The organism is Caldimonas brevitalea (genome assembly GCF_001017435.1).
GTDB classification, from domain to species: Bacteria; Pseudomonadota; Gammaproteobacteria; order Burkholderiales; family Burkholderiaceae_C; genus Caldimonas; species Caldimonas brevitalea.
In genome coordinates, this window is sequence record NZ_CP011371.1 from 1531050 (window position 1) to 1544989 (window position 13940).

General features: G+C 69.7%; 11 protein-coding genes. 10 read left to right on the forward strand and 1 reads right to left on the reverse strand.

Features of this window, described 5'->3' with window-relative positions; all coding sequences use genetic code 11:
- The first annotated feature begins 28 nt into the window (after positions 1 to 28).
- The 7 genes from guaD (at position 29) to AAW51_RS06720 (ending at position 8558) form a co-directional block, all read left to right on the forward strand.
- The gene (guaD, locus tag AAW51_RS06690) at positions 29 to 1372 is read left to right on the forward strand and encodes a guanine deaminase (protein WP_047193985.1); all 1344 of its coding nucleotides are present in this window, start codon (positions 29 to 31) and stop codon (positions 1370 to 1372) included.
- Between the two features lie 6 nt (positions 1373 to 1378).
- Positions 1379 to 2935: an ABC transporter ATP-binding protein gene (locus tag AAW51_RS06695; protein ID WP_047193986.1), complete on the forward strand. Its 1557-nt coding sequence runs from the start codon at positions 1379 to 1381 to the stop codon at positions 2933 to 2935.
- Positions 2922 to 4031, forward strand: a complete 1110-nt coding sequence (locus AAW51_RS06700) for an ABC transporter permease (protein WP_047193987.1) — start codon at positions 2922 to 2924, stop codon at positions 4029 to 4031. Before AAW51_RS06695 ends, AAW51_RS06700 begins: the two co-directional genes overlap by 14 nt.
- 1 nt (position 4032) lies before the next feature.
- The gene (locus tag AAW51_RS06705; RefSeq protein ID WP_047193988.1) at positions 4033 to 4959 is read left to right on the forward strand and encodes an ABC transporter permease; all 927 of its coding nucleotides are present in this window, start codon (positions 4033 to 4035) and stop codon (positions 4957 to 4959) included.
- 68 nt (positions 4960 to 5027) lie between these two features.
- Positions 5028 to 6185: a BMP family ABC transporter substrate-binding protein gene (locus AAW51_RS06710; RefSeq protein WP_047193989.1), complete on the forward strand. Its 1158-nt coding sequence runs from the start codon at positions 5028 to 5030 to the stop codon at positions 6183 to 6185.
- Positions 6186 to 6312: 127 nt separating this feature from the next.
- Positions 6313 to 7356: an adenosine deaminase gene (locus AAW51_RS06715; protein ID WP_047193990.1), complete on the forward strand. Its 1044-nt coding sequence runs from the start codon at positions 6313 to 6315 to the stop codon at positions 7354 to 7356.
- A gap of 80 nt (positions 7357 to 7436) precedes the next feature.
- Positions 7437 to 8558 carry a BMP family ABC transporter substrate-binding protein gene (locus tag AAW51_RS06720; protein WP_047193991.1) on the forward strand — a complete coding sequence of 374 codons (1122 nt, stop codon included), beginning with the start codon at positions 7437 to 7439 and terminating at the stop codon, positions 8556 to 8558.
- A 14-nt stretch (positions 8559 to 8572) separates the two neighbouring features.
- On the opposite strand, the gene AAW51_RS06725 is transcribed toward AAW51_RS06720, so the two are convergent.
- Complete coding sequence (locus tag AAW51_RS06725) at positions 8573 to 9418, reverse strand: dioxygenase family protein (protein ID WP_047193992.1); 846 nt, start codon at positions 9416 to 9418, stop codon at positions 8573 to 8575.
- A 180-nt stretch (positions 9419 to 9598) separates the two neighbouring features.
- On the opposite strand from AAW51_RS06725, the gene AAW51_RS06730 reads away from it, so the two are divergent.
- From AAW51_RS06730 to AAW51_RS06740, 3 genes are all read left to right on the forward strand, one after another.
- Positions 9599 to 12133: an ABC transporter permease gene (locus AAW51_RS06730; RefSeq protein WP_047193993.1), complete on the forward strand. Its 2535-nt coding sequence runs from the start codon at positions 9599 to 9601 to the stop codon at positions 12131 to 12133.
- Between the two features lie 256 nt (positions 12134 to 12389).
- Entirely contained in the window at positions 12390 to 13109 is a 720-nt protein-coding gene (locus tag AAW51_RS06735) for a GGDEF domain-containing protein (RefSeq protein ID WP_238947779.1), read from the forward strand.
- Positions 13110 to 13113: 4 nt separating this feature from the next.
- Entirely contained in the window at positions 13114 to 13923 is an 810-nt protein-coding gene (locus AAW51_RS06740; protein WP_238947780.1) for a MinD/ParA family protein, read from the forward strand.
- Positions 13924 to 13940: the final 17 nt, after the last annotated feature.

Genomic DNA, 13940 nt, shown 5'->3' on the forward strand with positions numbered 1-13940 from the left:
TGTCCCAAGTTTCGAGAACCCCATCGCCATGACCCACCGTATCGCCCTGTGCGGCGACCTGCTCGACCTGACCGCCGACCCCGGCTGGCAGGTCGACGCCGGCCCCGCCGTCCGTTTCCGTCCCGACAGTTGCTTGCTGATCGACGAGGCCGGCCGCGTGGCCGGCGTCGAAGCCGACGCCGCTGCGGTGGACGCCTGGCTCGGCAGCGCCGGCCAGCGTGTCGACTGCCGTGGCCGGCTGGTGACGCCCGGTTTTGTCGACACGCATGTGCACGCGCCGCAGCTCGACGTCATCGCCAGCTTCGGCACCGAGCTGCTCGACTGGCTCAACACCTACACCTTCCCGGCCGAACGCAAGTTCGCCGATGCGCTCGAGGCCCGCCGCGGCGCCGAGCTGTTCCTCGACGCCTTGCTGGCCTGCGGCACCACTTCGGCGATGGTGTTCCCCACCGTGCACAAGGTGTCGGCCGAAGCGCTGTTCGAGGCCGGGGAGGCGCGCGGCATGCGGCTGCTGGCAGGCAAGGTGCTGATGGACCGGCATGCGCCCGAAGGTCTGCTCGACGATGTGGAGCAGGCCGAGCGCGATTGTGTCGACCTGATCGAACGCTGGCATGGCCGCAGCCGGCTGGCCTATGCGGTGACGCCTCGTTTTGCCGCCACCTCGACACCCGAGCAACTGCAGATGGCGGGCCGGCTGTGCGCCGCCTACCCGGGTGTCTACCTGCAGACCCATGTGGCCGAGAACCGCGCCGAGGTGCGCTGGATGGCGGAGCTGTTCCCGGCGGCACGCAGCTACCTCGACATCTATGCCGGGCATGGCCTGGTGCACGACCGGTCGGTGTTCGCGCACGGCATCTGGCTCGACGACGCCGACCGCGCGGTGCTGCGCGACGCACGCGCCAGCATCGCGTTCTGCCCGTCGAGCAACATGTTCATCGGCTCGGGCCTGTTCGACTGGGGCCAGGCCGAAGCGCAGGGGGTGGCGGTGCACCTCGGCAGCGACGTCGGCGGCGGCACCGCGCTGTCGCAGCTGCGCACGATGGCCGACGGCTACAAGGTGCTGGCGCTGCAGGGCCAGAAGCTGACCGCGTGGAAAGCGCTCTACGCGGCGACGCTGGGCGCGGCGTCGCAACTGCGGCTCGAGCACGAAATCGGCAGTTTCCGGCCCGGTACACTCGCCGATTTGGTGGTGTGGGACTGGGCCCAGGGGCCGGTGGCGCAGCGCCGGCTGGAGGTGGCGCGCGACTTGCACGAGCGCGTGTTCGCGTGGATGACGCTCGGCGACGAGCGCAACGTCGTCGCCACCTGGGTGGCCGGGCGCGAGCGCTACCGCCGTCCAGACGCCACCGCGATTCCGCAACCAGCGCGTTGACCCGCGATGCTCAGACTCGAACTCCGCGACATCAGCAAGCAGTACCCGTCGGTAAAAGCCAACGACGGCGTTCACCTGAAGGTGGCGCCGGGCGAGATCCATGCCGTGCTGGGCGAAAACGGCGCCGGCAAGTCGACGCTGATGAAGATCATCTACGGCGCGGTGCGCCCCGACGCCGGCGAGATGCTGTGGAACGGCCAGCCGGTGCAGATCCGCAGCCCGCACGAGGCGCGCAGCCTGGGCATCAGCATGGTGTTCCAGCATTTCTCGCTGTTCGACACGCTGAGCGCGGCCGAGAACGTCTGGCTGGGGCTCGACAAGCGCAGCTCGCTGGCCGACGTGAGCGAGCGCATCCGCAGCGTGTCGGGCCAGTACGGGCTCGATGTCGACCCCGAGCGCCCGGTTCACACCTTGAGCGTCGGCGAGCGCCAGCGGGTCGAGATCGTGCGGGCGCTGCTGACGCAGCCGCAGCTGCTGATCCTCGACGAGCCCACCTCAGTGCTGACGCCGCAGGCGGTCGACAAGCTGTTCGTCACGCTGCGGCAGCTGGCGGCCGGCGGTTGCTCCATCCTCTACATCAGCCACAAGCTCGACGAGATCCGCTCGCTGTGCCACCACTGCACGGTGCTGCGCGGCGGTCGGGTCACCGGCGAGGTCGACCCGACCCAAGAGACCAACGCCAGCCTGTCGCGCCTGATGATCGGCGCCGAGCCGCCGCAACTGGTGCACCGCGAGGCCAGAACCGGCGCTGTCGCGCTGTCGGTGCAGCGCTTGTCGCTGCCGCGTTCGCATCCGTTCGGCACCGACCTGCAAGACCTGAGCCTCGAGTTGCGCAGCGGCGAAATCCTCGGCGTGGCCGGCGTGTCGGGCAACGGCCAGCAGGAGCTGCTGGCGGCCCTGTCCGGCGAAGACCTGCGTTCGCCGGCCGGCAGCGTGCTGCTGTTCGGGCGCGACATCGCGCGCGCCACGCCGGCACGCCGCCGCCAGCAGGGTTTGCACTTCGTGCCCGAAGAGCGGCTGGGCCGCGGGGCGGTGCCGGTCATGTCGCTGGCGCAAAACACCTTGCTGACCCGCACCGAAGCCGTGCGGGGCGCCGCCGGCTGGGTCCGCGTCGGCGCGGTGAAGGCGATGGCCCAGCACCTGATCACGCGCTTCAACGTCAAGGCCGGCGGGCCGGACGCGGCGGCCAAAAGCCTGTCGGGCGGCAATCTGCAGAAGTTTCTGGTCGGGCGCGAGATCGACGCCCAGCCGCGCGTGCTGATCGTGGCCCAGCCCACCTGGGGCGTGGACGTCGGCGCGGCGGCGCAGATCCGCAGCGAACTGCTGCAGCTGCGCGATGCCGGCTGCGCCTTGCTGGTCGTCAGCGAAGAACTCGAAGAACTGCTGGACATCAGCGACCGGCTGGTCGTGATCGCCCAGGGGCGTTTGTCGCCTGCACTGCCGACCGCGCAGACCAGCGTCGAACAGATCGGCGCCTGGATGAGCGGCCTGTGGCCGCAGGATGCCGCCACCCCAGCGTCCGCTGCGCCGTCCGCTCACAAGGTCGCCCATGCTCAAGCTTGAAGCCCGGCCCCAGGCCTCCCGGGCGATGTCGATCGCGTCGCCGCTGCTGGCGCTGGCCCTGACCGTGGGGGTCGGTGTGCTGCTGTTCAGCCTGCTCGGCAAAGACCCAGTGCGCGCACTGCAGATGTTTTTCTGGGAGCCGCTGAAGAGCCCCTATGCCCTCAGCGAGCTGGCGGTGAAGGCCACGCCCCTGATCCTGATCGCGCTGGGCCTGGCGCTGTGCTTCCGCTCCAATGTCTGGAACATCGGGGCCGAAGGCCAGTTCATCGTCGGCGCGGTGTTCGCCGCCGGCGTCGCGATGCAGGCGACGCCCGACACCGGCCGCTGGATCGTCGTCGCCATCCTGATCGCCGGTGTGGTCGGCGGCATGGTGTGGGCCGCCGTGGTGGCGCTGCTGCGCGACCGTTTCAACGCCAACGAGATCCTGGTCAGCCTGATGCTGGTCTACGTTGCCGACATGCTGCTCGGCTATCTGGTGTACGGCCCGTGGAAAGACCCGCAGGGCTACAACTTCCCGCAGACCATCACCTTCCTGGACGTCACCAAGGTGCCACGCTTGTTCACCGGGCTGCGTGTCAACGTCGGCCTGCTGGTGGCGCTGGCGATGGTCGGGCTGTGCTGGGTGTTCTTGTTCCGCACCTATGCCGGCTTTCAGCTGCAGGTGGGCGGGCTGGCGCCGCAGGCAGCGCGTTATGCCGGGTTTTCGTCGCGCCGCTCGCTGTGGCTGGCGCTGCTGGCCTCCGGCGGCCTGGCCGGGCTGGCCGGCGGGCTGGAGGCGGCCGGGCCGCTCGGGCAGCTCACGCCGTATGTGCCGGTGGGCTACGGCTTTGCCGCCATCATCGTCGCCTTCGTCGGGCGACTGCATCCGGTCGGCATCGTGTTCTCGGCCGTCTTGATGAGCATGTTTTATATCGGCGGTGAACTGGCGCAATCGCGCCTGGGGCTGCCCAAGTCCATCACCGGCGTGTTCCAGGGCTTGTTGCTGTTTTCGCTGCTGGCGTGCGACACCTTGATCCACCACCGCGTGCGCTGGCAGCCCAAGGCCGTGAGCCGCCGTGCCGCCACCTCTCCCACCTCCGAACAGAAAGCCGCTTGAGATGGACAGCGCTGCCATCGCCCTCCTGATCGCCGCCACGCTCAACGCCGGCACCGTGCTCGCGATCGCCGCCCTGGGCCTGTTGATCAACGAGCGGGCCGGCATCGTCAACCTGGGCGCCGAAGGCCTGATGCTGGTGGCCGCGGTCGCCGGCTTCGCGACCGCGGTGCACAGCGGCAGCGATCTGCTGGCCTTTGCCGCCGGGGCCGCCGCGGGCGCCGTGCTGGCCGCCGCCTTCGGTGTGCTGGTGATCTGGCTCAACACCAATCAATACGCCTCGGGCCTGGCGCTGAGCCTGTTCGGCGCCGGGTTGTCGGCCTTCGTCGGCGTGCGCTACACGCAGGAGAAGCTGGGCCCGCGGGCGCACTACGAGATCCCCGGCCTGGCCGACCTTCCCTTCATCGGGCCGGCCTTGTTCAAGCACCATCCGATGGTGTACGTCGCGCTGGCGTTGACGGTGGCCTTGAGCTGGTTTTTGTACCGCTCACGCGCCGGCCTGGTGTTGCGGGCGGTCGGCGAGTCGCCCGAGTCGGCGCATGCCCTGGGCTACCCGGTGCGCCGGCTGCGGCTGCTGGCGGTGGTCGCCGGCGGCGCCTTGTGCGGGCTGGCCGGTGCCTACCTCTCGGTGATCTACACGCCGTTGTGGGTCGAGGGTTTGGTGGCCGGCAAGGGCTGGATCGCGCTGGCCCTGACCACCTTCGCCACCTGGCGTCCGGCACGGGTGTTGCTTGGGGCCTATCTGTTCGGCGGCGTCACGATGCTGCAGTTCCATCTGCAAGGGCAGGGGGTGCAAATTCCCAGCCAGTTGCTGACGGCCTTGCCGTATCTGGCCACCGTGGTCGTGCTGGTGCTGATCTCGCGCAATCCGACCTGGATCCGCATCAACATGCCGGCGTCGCTGGGCAAGCCGTTTCATCCTGGCAGTTGAAGCGGCCAGGCCGGCCGGCTTGATTCCATAATCCCGGCTTTGCGTTGCGTCCCTTTCGGAGTGTCTTGATGACCGATCAGAAGAAACGTTCTCTGCTGAAGCTCGCCAGCTTCGCGTCGCTCGTCGCCACCGCCGCGCTGGTCGGCTGCGGCAAGAAGGAGGAGCCGGCGGCCACCACGCCGACCGCCGAACCGGCCTCGGGCCCGGCCGCCGCGGCCGAGCCGCTGAAGATCGCTTTCGCCTATGTGGGCCCGGTGGGCGACGCGGGCTGGACCTTCGCGCACGACCGCGCGCGCAAGGAACTCGAAGCCGAGTTCGGCAACAAGATCGCGACCAGCTATGTCGAGAACGTCCCGGAAGCCGCCGATGCCGAGCGCGTGATCCGCGACATGGTCGGGCAGGGCAACAAGCTGGTGTTCGGCACCACCTTCGGCTACATGGAGCCGATGCTCAAGGTGGCGGCCGACCACAAGGACGTGAAGTTCGAGCACGCCACCGGCTACAAGACCGCCGACAACCTGCGCACCTACGATGCGCGCACCTATGAAGGCGCCTACATGGCGGGTGTCATCGCCGGCAAGGTCACCAAGACCAACACGCTCGGCGTGGTGGCGTCCATTCCCATCCCCGAGGTGATCCGCAACATCAACTCGTTCACGCTGGGCGCGCAGTCGGTCAACCCGCAGATCAAGACCCGCGTGGTGTGGGTCAACAAGTGGTTCGACCCGCCCAAGGAAGGCGAGGCCGCGCAGTCGCTGATCAACCAGGGCGCCGACGTGCTGATGCAGAACACCGACTCGTCCGCGGTGCTGCAGACCGCCGAGAAGGCCGGCAAGTTCGGCTTCGGCTGGGATTCCGACATGAGCTCGTTCGGCCCCAACGCCCACCTGGGCTCGGCCATCATCAACTGGGGCCCCTATTACAAGAAGGTGGTCAACGAAGTCCTCAACAACAGCTGGCAGACGCAGGCCACCTGGTGGGGCGTCAAGGAAGGCGCGATCGACCTGGTGTCGGTCTCCGACAAGGTGCCGGCCGACGCCCGGGAAGCGGTCGAGAAGGTCAAGGCCGGCCTGAAGGACGGCAGCTTCTCGATCTGGAAGGGTCCGATCGCCGACCAGTCCGGCAAGGAAGTGCTGGCGCAGGGCGCCGTGGCCGACGACAAATTCCTGCACGGCATCAACTGGTACGTGAAGGGCGTCGAAGGCAAGCTGCCGTCGGCGAAGTAAACCGCGCTGTCCGAGCAGGCCGCCCCGCGACGTGCCGGGCGGCCTTTTTTTCATGTTGCATGGCGCTGCCTGGCACCCGACGGCAGCGCCCCCTTCAGGCCTTGACCCCACCCGGAGCGAGCTGTCGATGAAGAAGACCTTTCCCCACATCCCCCGCGAACGCCTGCCGGCCTTGCTGGCCGCGATGCCCAAGGCCGAGCTGCACATCCACATCGAAGGCTCGCTCGAGCCCGAGCTGATCTTCGAGCTGGCGAAGCGCAATGGTGTGGCGCTCGCCTACCCGAGCGTCGAGGCGCTGCGCGCCGCCTACGCCTTCACCGACCTGCAGAGTTTTCTCGACATCTATTACGCCGGCGCCAGCGTGCTGCTGACCGAGGACGACTTCCACGACATGGCGTGGGCCTATCTGCGGCGGGCGGCGGCCGAGAATGTGCTGCATACCGAGATCTTCTTCGACCCCCAGACCCACACCGCGCGTGGCGTGCCGATGGAGGCCGTCATCCACGGCTTGAAACGCGCGGCCGACCGGGCCGGCGCCGAGCTGGGAGTAAGTGCGCAGTTGATCCTGTGCTTCCTGCGCCACCTGAGCGAGGACGACGCGCTGCAGACGCTGGAGCAGGCCTTGCCCTTGCGCGAGCACTTCATCGGCGCCGGGCTCGATTCGAGCGAGCGCGGCCATCCGCCGGAGAAGTTCGCGCGCGTGTTTGCGCGTTGCCGCGAACTGGGGCTGCGGCTGGTGGCGCATGCCGGTGAAGAGGGCCCGCCCGAATACATCTGGAACGCGCTCGACGTGCTCAAGGTCGAGCGCATCGACCACGGCGTGCGCTGCCTGGGAGACCCGGCGCTGGTGCAGCGCCTGGCGCGGGAGCACATCCCGCTGACGGTGTGCCCGCTGTCGAATGTGAAGCTGTGCGTGTTCGACCAGCTGGGTGCGCACAATCTGGGAGAATTGCTGTCCGCCGGACTGGCCGCCACCGTCAATTCCGACGACCCGGCCTATTTCGGCGGCTACCTCAACCAGAACTACCTCGAGACCTTCGCGGCCTTGCCGCTCGACGCGGGCCACGCCTACACGCTGGCCCGCAACAGTTTCGAGGCGAGCTTCGCCGACCAGGCCGACAAGGCGCGCTGGATCGAGCGGCTCGACGCCACCTTCGAGCAATTCCGGTAGACGTAGCCACGCCACGAGAGAGCAGGCCGCCGCGCCCCAGGCGGCCTGCGTCGACCCACGGGGCCATGTAGAGGACCACCATGTTCAAAAACCTCAGGCACGCCGTGAAGGGGCTGTGCCTTGCGGCCGCGCTGAGCGTCGGCCTCATCCCTGTGGCGCCTGCGGCGCCTGCGGCGTCGGCCCAGGGCAACGCCAAGCCGCCGCTCAAGGTCGGCTTCGTGTTCGTGAGCCCGGTCGGCGAGGCCGGCTGGAGTTACCAGCACAACCATGGCCGGCTGGAGATGGAGCAGCGTCTCGCCGGCCGGGTGGCCACCACGATGGTCGAGAACGTCGCCGAAGGCCCCGAGTCCGAGCGTGTGATCCGCGACCTGGCGCAGCAGGGCCACGGGCTGATCTTCACCACCAGCTTCGGCTACATGGACCCGACACTGAAGGTGGCGGCCGAGTTCCCGCGCGTGACCTTCGAGCACATGGGCGGCTACAAATGGGCCCCCAACGTCGCCACCTACAACGCGCGCTTCTACGAGGGCCGCTACCTGGCCGGCATCGTTGCCGGCCGCATGAGCAAGCGGGGCACGGCCGGCTATGTCGCCGGTTTCCCGGTGCCGGAGGTGGTGCAGGGGATCAACGCCTTCACGTTGGGCATGCGGTCGGTGAACCCCAAGGCCCGGGTGCGGGTGGTGTGGCTCAACAACTGGTTCGACCCCGCACGCGAGCGCGACGCGGCCTTGACGTTGATCCGCCAGGGGGCGGACGTGATCACGCACCACAGCGCGTCGCCGGCGGCGGTGCAGGCGGCCGAGGAGCAGGGCGTGATGAGCATTCCGTACCACAGCGACATGCGGCAGCACGCGCCCCGGGGGCAGCTGACGGCGGTCACCCACCATTGGGGCGACTTCTACACCCGCATCGCACAAGACGTCCTCGATGGCCGCTGGGCGGCCCGACCCGCCTGGGGCGGCCTGAAGGACGGCATGGTGCGACTGGCGCCCTTCAGCCGGCGGGTGCCGGCCGATACGGTCAAGCTGGTGCAGGCCCGTGCGGCAGCGATCTCGTCGGGCGCCTTCCACCCCTTCTCGGGCCGCATCGTCGACAACCAGGGCCGCCAGCGGCAGGCCGCGGGAGTGCTCGATGAAGCGGGCATCGCGACGATGGACTATTACGTCGAGGGTGTGGTGGGTTCCTTCCCCCGCCAGCCCTGACGGACGCGCCCGCCTCAGCCGAGTTCGAGCGCCTCGTGCAGGCGGGCCGCATGCGGCCCGAAGGCATAGGCGTCCATGCCCAGCGCGCCGAGGGTCACCGCGTCGTGCAGGCGCACCGGCGCATGGGCTCGGCCGCCGGCACCGGCCGGGACATAAAAGGGCAGCCAGTGCTCGTCGGTCGGGTGCATCAGCGCCGCGTGCGGCGCTTGCCGGCGGTAGTCGAACAAGGCGTCCCAGTCGCGCGCCTGGCCCCGCTCGTACACCCAGTGCCGGAACGCCGCCGATTCGGGCCGCTCGGGCCCGCCTTCTCCGGCACCCCACGACAGCAGGCGCAGGTTGTGCGTGATGCTGCCGGTGCCGAGCACCAGCACGCCCGTCTCGGCCAGCGGCGCCAGGGCCGCGCCGATCGCGAACTGCGCGTCGGGCGCGGCGTCGGCCACCAGAGACAGCGGCAAGACCGGCACCTCGGGCTCGGGCCACAGGTGCATCAGCGCGGTCCAGATGCCGTGGTCGAGGCCGCCGGCGTCCTGCACCTCCACGCCGACACCGGCCGCGGTCAGGCAGCGTGCGACCTCCGCCGCCAGCGCCGGGGCACCGGGGGCGTCGTAGCGCAGCCGGTAGAGCGCGTCGGAGAAACCGCCGAAGTCGTGCACCGTGTGGTGCCGGGGCGCTGCCAGCAACACCGGCCGGCGTGCCGCGGTGTGGGCCGACACGGCGAGGATCGCGCGCGGGCAGCCGAAACTGGCGTCGAGCGTGCGGCCGAGCCGTGTAAAGAAGGCGCCGGTCGCGCCGGGTTCGAGCGCGATCATCGGCGAGCCGTGCGAGACGAACAACGGGGGGAGGGTGTGGGCGGTCGACATGGTGCAACCATTGCAGCACGCAGGGCCGCACGCGCCATTGCAGCGTCTTGAACGCAGCGTTCAAACGCCCGTGGCGCCGGCCTCGCCACGCCGGGCAGGCCGCAAAGCCCCGGCCCTGGCGGCCGGCGCGTGCATGCGCTACCGTGGGCCCCTGTTGCGATTCCGTACGCCGTCCCCTTCATGTTCACTCCGTCGACCCTCCTGCTCGCCTGGCGTCAGACGCTGCGCGACTTCCGCAGCGGCGAGCTGCGCCTGCTGATCGTGGCCGTGATGCTGGCGGTCGCCGCCTTGACCGCGGTGGGCTTTTTTGCCGACCGGCTGAAGACCGGGCTGGCGCGCGACGCCGGCCAGCTGTTGGGCGGCGACGCGCTGGTGGCCACCGATACACCCACCCCGGCGGCCTTCGTCGAACGGGCGCGCCAGCAGCGGCTCGACACCGCCCACTCGGTGTCTTTCCCCAGCATGGCGCGCGCGCCGGACGAGCGCGGCGGTGCCAGCCGGCTGGTGGCGGTCAAGGCGGTCAGCGCGGGCTATCCGTTGCGCGGGCGGCTGGAAGTGGCCGATGCGGTGGGGGCCGCCGCCCAGGCGGTGCGCAACGGCCCGGCGCGCGGCACCGTGTGGGTCGATGCCGGCGTGCTCGACGCCTTGCAGCTGCGGCTGGGTGACCCCTTGCTGCTGGGCGACGCCCGCTTGCGCATCGCCAAGGTGATCCTGATCGAACCTGACCGTGGCGCCGGGTTCATGAGCTTTTCGCCGCGCGTGATGCTGCACCAGGACGACCTGCCAGCGACGGGCTTGATCCAGCCGGCCAGCCGCGTCACCTATCGTTTGGCCGTGGCGGCGCGCGACGGCGGGCGGCGCGGCGACGTCCAGGCTTTCGTCCAGTGGGCCGAAGCCGAGATCAAGACCGGCAAGCTGCGCGGCGTGCGCGTCGAGTCGCTCGAATCGGGCCGCCCGGAAATGCGCCAAACGCTCGACCGTGCCGAGAAATTCCTCAACCTGGTGGCGCTGCTGGCCGCGCTGCTCGCCGCGGTGGCCGTGGCCATCGCCTCGCGCGACTTCGCCAACCGACACCTCGACGAATGCGCGATGCTGCGGGTGCTCGGCCAGGCGCAGCGCACCATCGCCGCCAGCTACGCGCTCGAATTCTTCGCGGTGGGCCTGTTCGCCAGCGCCCTGGGCATTGCGCTCGGCTATGCGGTCCACCACGGTTTTGTGGTGCTGTTCGCCGGCCTGGTCGAAACCGCCTTGCCGCCGCCCGGCGTCTGGCCGGCCTTGTTCGGGCTGGGGGTCGGCTTGACGCTGCTGTTCGGCTTCGGTTTGCCGCCGGTGCTGCAGCTGTCGCGGGTGCCGCCGCTGCGCGTGATCCGGCGCGACGTCGGCGAACCCAAGGCCGCCTCCGTGCTGGTGCTGGCCGCGGGCGCGCTGGGCTTCGCCGGGCTGTTGCTGGCGGCTTCGTCCGACTGGCTGCTGGGCCTGATCGCGGTGGGTGGCTTTGCGGCCGCGGTGCTGGTCTTCGCGCTGCTGGCCTGGGTGGCGGTGCATGTGCTGCGCCGGGCGGTGCCCGAGGCGCGGGCGCCGCGTTGGCTGGTGCTGGCGACACGCCAGGTGTGCGCACGGCCGGCGTTTGCGGTGCTGCAGGTGTCGGCGCTGTCGGTCGGCTTGTTGGCGCTGGTGCTGCTGGTGCTGCTGCGCACCGACCTGATCGGCAGCTGGCGGGCGGCGACACCGCCCGACGCGCCGGACCGCTTCGTGATCAACATCCAGCCCGACCAGGGCGAAGACTTCCGCCGGCACTTGCAGCAGGCCGGCGTGGCCCGCTACGACTGGTATCCGATGATCCGCGGCCGGCTGGTGGCGATCAACGGGCGCGACATCTCGGCCGGCGACTTTCAGGAAGACCGCGCCAAACGCCTGGTGGACCGCGAGTTCAACCTCAGCCATGCGGCCGAGATGCCGCCGCACAACGAACTCGCTGGCGGCCGCTGGGTGCCCGAGGAGGCCGACGGCCTGAGCGTGGAAGCCGGCCTGGCCGAGACGCTGGGCCTGAAACTCGGCGACCGGCTGCGCTTCGACATCGCCGGCCACCTCAGCGAGGCGCGCATCACCAGCTTGCGCACCGTCGACTGGGCGTCGATGCGCGTCAACTTTTTCGTGATGTTCCCGCAGGCGCAGCTGCCCGATCTGCCCTCGACCTACATCGCCGCCTTCAAGGCGCCGGCGGCGCCGGGGTTCGACGCTGCCCTGAGCCGGCAGTTTCCCAACATCACCAACGTCGACGTGTCGGCCTCGATCGGCCAGGTGCAGCGGGTGCTCGACCAGGTGATCCGGGCAGTGGAGTTTTTGTTCGGCTTCACGCTCGCCGCCGGCCTGGTGGTGCTGTTCGCGGCCGTCGTCGCCACCCGCGAGCAGCGCACCCGCGAGTTCGCCATCATGCGGGCGATGGGCGCCGGCAGTGTCCTGCTCGGGCGGGTGCAGCGTGCCGAGTTGCTCGGCGTCGGCGCGCTCGCCGGCCTGCTGGCCTCGGCCGCGGCGGTCGGCGTTGGCTGGGGCCTGGCCCGCTACGTGTTCGATTTCAGCTGGAGCGCCTCGCCGTGGGTGCCGCTTGCCGGCACCGCCGCAGGGGCCGTGCTGGCGCTGGCGGCCGGGTGGTGGGGGCTGCGCGAGGTGTTGCGCCGACCGGTGGTCGAGACGCTGCGCAAGGCGGCGGCCTGAGGGCGGCGGCCGAGCGGTTGGATCTGCGCAGCGGCCGCGTGTTTTGCGCTGCAGACCGTGCTGCAGTTGCCGATCGCCGCCCGCCCGTGCCGATATTTCCATCCGGCCCCTACAGTTATTCACCGACTGCACCGATAAGGAGCCAACGGGCGTGGCGCCTCCTGTTTTTCGTGGATGCCACCCCGGGGACCGCTGCTAGACTGCGCCGACACTTCTCCTCGATCTGATTGTGGACTTAGCGACTGCCTCCTTCCTCGTGGATCTGCGCAAGCTCCAGCTGGAGCAGGCGCTCACGTTGTTGCAGCAGGGGCGCTATCCGCTGCCGCCGCGGGTCGAAGGCAACGGCGAAGCCTGGCTGCAGGCGGTGCTCGACGGTTTGTGCGACTTGTCGCTGCGCGACGCCCTGACCGGGCTGACCAACCGCCGCCACTTCCGGGCGGTGCTCGAACGCGAGATCGACCGGGTCGCGCGCACCGGCGAATCGGCCTTGCTGTTGATCCTCGACATCGACCATTTCAAGCGCATCAACGACACCTACGGCCATGAGTCGGGCGACCAGGTGATCCAGGCCGTCGGCGTGCGGCTGAGCGACAGCGTGCGCCCGATGGACACGGTGGCGCGCTACGGCGGCGAAGAGTTCGCGATCATGTTGCCCAACTGCCAGCCGACCTTCGGCTCCGCGGTGGCCGAGCGGGTGCGCGTCGCCATCGAGGCGCAGCCGGTGAAGCTGACCTCGGGCCACGAGGTGCACATCACGGCCAGCGTCGGCGGCGCCTATGCGCCGCAGTGGGTGCGGTCGTCGGCGTCGCTCTGGATGGAGCGGGCCGATCTGCAGCTCTATTGCGCCAAGACGGAGGGGCGCAACCGGGTCTGCCTCGAGCAGGCCGCGATCAGCAGCGTCAGTGCGGAAGAAAAAGGCATGCTGTTCGGCCTCGGGGCCCACCACAGCGACGCACAGGATGCGAGCGATGAATGAAGCCATGAAGACCCCTTCCGAGGCGCGCGCTGCCAGCGGTGGCAAGAACGCCTGGGTGCTCGCGGTCACCAGCGGCAAGGGCGGTGTCGGCAAGACCTTCGTCTCGGCCAACCTGGCCGCCGGGCTGGCCAAGCGCGGCCACCGGGTGCTGGTGCTCGACGCCGACCTGGGCCTGGCCAACCTGGACGTGGTGCTCAACCTGTTCCCCAAGATCACGCTGCACGACGTGTTCACCGGCAAGGCGCAGCTCGAAGAGGCCATCCTGGTCGCGCCCGGCGGCTTCTCGGTGCTGCTGGCGGGCTCGGGCCTGGTCGAATATTCGCGTCTCACGCCCGAGGTGCGCGACAAGTTCCAGGCCGTGCTGGCCACGCTCGTGCCGCGCTACGACTATGTCGTGCTCGACACCGGCGCCGGCATCTCCGACGTCGTGCTGTATGCCGTGTCGCTGGCCGACGAGGTGCTGGTGGTGGCGACGCCCGAGCCCACCTCGATGACCGACGCCTACGCCACCATCAAGGTGCTGGCCACGCAACAACGCCGGCGCACGCTGCGGCTGGTCGTCAACCAGGTGGCCAAGCCCGGCGACGGCAAGATCATCGCGCAGCAACTGCAAAACGTGGTCGACCGGTTCGTCTCGACGCCGCAAGGCGAGAGCGTGCGGCTGTCCCTGCTGGGCGACATCCCGAGCGACCCGTCGGTGCGCGAGGCGGTGCAGCGCCGCCAGCTGTTGCTCGAAAGCTTGCCGGGCTCGGCCGCGGCACGGGCCATCCAGGCGGTGGCCGCGCGGGTCGACACGCCCGACGAACGCGGCTGACGAACGCGGCTGACCGC

Coding starts and splice junctions, on each gene's coding strand:
- guaD (WP_047193985.1), top strand. CDS start 29: ATGACCCACCGTATCGCCCTGTGCGGCGACCTGCTCGACCTGACCGCC.
- AAW51_RS06695 (WP_047193986.1), top strand. CDS start 1,379: ATGCTCAGACTCGAACTCCGCGACATCAGCAAGCAGTACCCGTCGGTA.
- AAW51_RS06700 (WP_047193987.1), top strand. CDS start 2,922: ATGCTCAAGCTTGAAGCCCGGCCCCAGGCCTCCCGGGCGATGTCGATC.
- AAW51_RS06705 (WP_047193988.1), top strand. CDS start 4,033: ATGGACAGCGCTGCCATCGCCCTCCTGATCGCCGCCACGCTCAACGCC.
- AAW51_RS06710 (WP_047193989.1), top strand. CDS start 5,028: ATGACCGATCAGAAGAAACGTTCTCTGCTGAAGCTCGCCAGCTTCGCG.
- AAW51_RS06715 (WP_047193990.1), top strand. CDS start 6,313: ATGAAGAAGACCTTTCCCCACATCCCCCGCGAACGCCTGCCGGCCTTG.
- AAW51_RS06720 (WP_047193991.1), top strand. CDS start 7,437: ATGTTCAAAAACCTCAGGCACGCCGTGAAGGGGCTGTGCCTTGCGGCC.
- AAW51_RS06725 (WP_047193992.1), bottom strand. CDS start 9,418: ATGTCGACCGCCCACACCCTCCCCCCGTTGTTCGTCTCGCACGGCTCG.
- AAW51_RS06730 (WP_047193993.1), top strand. CDS start 9,599: ATGTTCACTCCGTCGACCCTCCTGCTCGCCTGGCGTCAGACGCTGCGC.
- AAW51_RS06740 (WP_238947780.1), top strand. CDS start 13,114: ATGAAGACCCCTTCCGAGGCGCGCGCTGCCAGCGGTGGCAAGAACGCC.